Source organism: Tahibacter sp. (genome assembly GCF_035481375.1).
Lineage (GTDB): Bacteria > Pseudomonadota > Gammaproteobacteria > Xanthomonadales > Rhodanobacteraceae > Tahibacter.
The window spans coordinates 1-3,423 of sequence record NZ_DATIGT010000143.1; the positions used below are offsets into that span (position 1 = coordinate 1).

Consider the following 3,423-nt stretch of genomic DNA (forward strand, 5'->3'; position numbering starts at 1 on the left):
CCACTTTGGCCTTGAACGCCGGCGAGTGGTTCCGGCGTGGTCGCTTGCTCATCGTTAGCTCCTTCTGAACGGGGCATATCATCGCCCCTGGGAGCAGACTTTCCACTTATCGGGCTGTTCAGATTTCCGGGGCCAGCTCTGACGTGTGAAAAAGTGAATGACACGGCGACTTGATGACATCCGCCGCCAGACGCCCACCCAAAGACTGACAAGAATAGATAAATTTCAGCCTTTGGACTTAGCTCGAATTAGGGAATGATGGTGCATATAGCACCTACTGACCTACGTCTCCGTTCGTATTGCGATTCATTTTGACCGGCACCTACCATCGGAATGCCTTCTGAATCGCGCCGTAAAAACAGGCATGACGGCTGCGGCTACCACCGCGGCCGTCGACGCCCGTGGCGAAATTCCGTTTGCACGACGTTCCCCTCCGGGGAAACGCAACTTCCGTATTTTTTGCAGGGAATTTTTGCCATGACTCGTCTACGCCTCGCCGCGGCGATTTCGCTCGCGGTCGCTTCGCAGTTCGCTTTTGCCGCCACGTTGCAGTCCGTGCCGCCCCAGGTCTCGACGCCGGACGCCTTGACCGACGCGACGCTCGCCAACGGCCATCTGCTGCTTCTCCGCTCCGGTCTCATCGATCCGACCGTGCAGCGCGTCGACTACAGCCGCACGGGTGCCGCCGCCGACGTGGCGAGCAGCCGCTTTGCGCTGATCCAGTTCGCCCAGAACGACCACCAGGCGCGCGAGCGCCTGGAGAAGCTGGGCTACACGATCGTCGCCTACGTGCCGAACTACGCATACATCGTCGACCTCGGCGACAGCCGCGATCTGGCTGTCCTGCAGAGCCGCGCCAGCGGGCGCTGGGCCGGCTACTTCCAGCCCGGCATGAAGCTCGAGCCGACGCTGTATGACCTCAATCGCGGCGCGCTGGCGGAATCGCCGGCCGGCGGCTACGACATCCAGGTGTTCGGCTTCGCAGGCCAGTCCGCGCGTCAGATCGGCGAAGCGCTGACCAAGCTGGCCGGCGCATCGGTCACGGTCGTCGGCGAAAACCCGAACCTGCCGAACGTGCGCGTGAATGTTCCGGCAACCAAGCTTGCGCGCCTCGTCGAAGCCGCCACGGCGCTCGAAGGCGTGTCCTTCGTCGGCTACTACGCCCAGCCTTTCGCGAACAACTCTGCGGCGATCGGTGCGATCCAGGGTAACAACACGAGCACGGCCGGCGCCGGCAGCGGCGCGCCGACGACGCCGAGCCCGTTCTTCGACCACAGCATTTTCGGCTCGGGCCAGATCGTTTCGATTTCCGATTCGGGCACCGACGCGAACGAAGCCTGGTTCACGACGCTGGACAAGGGCGGCGGCCCGGTCACGGCCATCGCGGTCGGCGAGTCGCCGGTTCCGCCGGCCGTGACGACGCCGAACGCGTCGAACAAGATCGTCAACTACTACGTGCAGCCGGGCGCGACGTTCGGCGACAACAACGCCCAGTGCACGCCGTCGTCGTCGCCGACGAGCTTCCACGGCACGCACACCTCGGGCACCGTCGCTGGCGACGCGGCCGGCACGTTCTCGCCGACGACCTACCTCGCCTCGACACCGACGACGCTGAACCACGAACTCGCCGACGGCATGGCGCCGAACGCGCAGCTGCTCGTGCAGGACATCGGCAACGACACCTCCGGCTGCCTCGCCGGCGGGCCGATCAACGACATGTTCACGCAGGCAACGCGCAGCAATGCGTTCATTCACAACGCGAGCTGGGGCGCGCCGACCGGCAGCGCCTATTCGGCCAACGACGTGCTCGCCGACCGCGGCCTGCGCGACAACGAAGGGCTGCTGTTCGTGGTTTCCGCCGGCAACAGCGGTCCGACCGTGGGCTCGGTCGGCACGCCGGGCAACGCCAAGAACGCGATGACCGTCGGCGCGCTCGGCCATGCCGGCGCGATCACGATCGCGAGCTTCAGCAGCCGCGGCCCGACCGACGACGGCCGGGTGAAGCCGGACATCATGGCGCCGGGCAGCAGCACGATTTCCGCGTCAGGCGATGCCAGCTCGGGCGGTGCGGCGGAAGCGCCGGTCACGAAGTCGCTGTCGGGCACGTCGATGTCGGCGCCGACCATTTCCGGCGGTGCTGCGCTGATGCGCCAGTTCTTCGCCGACGGCTGGTATCCGCGCGGCGCGAAGACGGCGGCCGATGCGTACAACCCGACCGGCGCGGTCATGAAGGCCGTGCTGCTGAACGGCACGAACACGCTGACGACCAACTTCGGCGGCAACAACTTCGGCTGGGGCCGCATGTGGCTCGACGGCAATCTGTTCTTCGCCAGCACGCTGACCGGCGGCGACGACACGCGGCGCCTGCGCGTGTTCGAGCGCACCCAGCTGTCGGGTATCAAGACCGCCGAGACGCACACCTACACGATCAACAACGTGGCTGCCGGACAGCCGCTGCGCGCGACGCTGGCCTGGTATGACGTGCCGGGCAATCCGGGTGCCGCGATCGCGCTCGTCAACAATCTCGATCTGGAAGTCGTCGCGCCGAACGGAACCTACCTCGGCAACGTGCTGACCGGCGGCGCGTCGGCCACGGGCGGTACCGCGGACGTCCGCAACAACGTCGAACAGGTGCTGCTGACCGCACCGGTCGCCGGCACCTACACGATCCGCGTGAAAGGCACGAACGTGCCGGGCGACGGCAGCGCGAATTCCGCACTGCAGGGCTACGGTCTCGCGGTCAGCGGCAGCTTCGGCCTGCCCGCGGGCGCGGCGCATCCGGCACCGACGATCACGACGGCGAGCACGGTCGGCAATTCCACGCAGGTGAGCTTCACCGGCGCCGGCGGCGCGCAGAGCTATCAGCTCTATCGGTCGAACCAGTCGTGCGCGAACTCCGCGGCGGGCGATTTCCATCTCGTCGGCACCGGAGCGGCGAGCCCGCTCGTCGACACGACGGCACAGGGCGGCTACCAGTACGGCTACACGATCCGCGGCGTCGCGGGCGACGTCGAAGGCGACGTGTCGAACTGCTTCGACGTGACCTCGACCGCGGCCTGCACGCTGCAGCCGACGTTCGATCCGGGCAGCGTGGGTATTTCCAATACCGAAGGCGCGAACTGCCATGTCGCGCTGAGCTGGGACGCCGGCACGAGCGCCTGCCCCGCTGCGCCGCTGGGCTACAAGATCGAGCGCGACACGACCCTCGCGTTCGCCGCACCGACGGTGCTCGCGGCTGCGCATCCGAGCGCCAGCTACGACGACACGACGCCGAATCCGAGCACGCCGTATTTCTATCGCGTGCAAGCCATCGACGCGGCCGGCAATACCGGCGGCACGAGCCCGATCTTCGGCATGACGGCGGTCGGTGCGAGCGGCATCGGCAGCACGGAATACGCGGACAATGCCGACAACCTGATCTAC

1 protein-coding gene is annotated in these 3,423 nt (G+C 66.7%); it reads left to right on the plus strand.

Going from position 1 to position 3,423, the window contains the following annotated elements; genetic code table 11:
• Positions 1 to 477 precede the first annotated feature (477 nt).
• The coding region (locus VLF18_RS09805; RefSeq protein ID WP_325279443.1) for a S8 family serine peptidase at positions 478 to 3,423 on the plus strand (2,946 nt) is incomplete at its 3' end.